Source organism: Streptomyces sp. WM4235 (assembly GCF_001279725.1).
Taxonomy (GTDB): Bacteria; Actinomycetota; Actinomycetes; order Streptomycetales; family Streptomycetaceae; genus Streptomyces.
Genome location: NZ_LGDE01000397.1, coordinates 1 through 266 on the forward strand (window position 1 = coordinate 1; position 266 = coordinate 266).

Annotated in this window: 1 protein-coding gene; it reads left to right on the forward strand. The window is 68.0% G+C overall.

Annotation, left to right across the window (positions count from 1 at the left end):
• The coding region (locus tag ADK55_RS23605; RefSeq protein WP_324611200.1) for a biotin carboxylase N-terminal domain-containing protein at positions 1-266 on the forward strand (266 nt) is incomplete at both ends.

Sequence of the window (266 nt, forward strand, 5' to 3'; positions counted from 1 at the left end):
ATCGCTGTCCGCGTTGCTCGGGCTTGCCGGGATGCGGGTATCGGGAGTGTGGCTGTCTACGCGGATCCGGATCGGGACGCTCTGCATGTGCGTGTGGCGGATGAGGCGTTCGCGTTGGGTGGTGACACCCCAGCCGCCAGCTATTTGGACATCGCGAAGGTTCTGCGGGCGGCGGCGGACTCCGGCGCGGACGCGATCCATCCCGGGTACGGCTTCCTGTCGGAGAACGCCGACTTCGCCCAGGCCGTCCTCGACGCCGGTCTGAC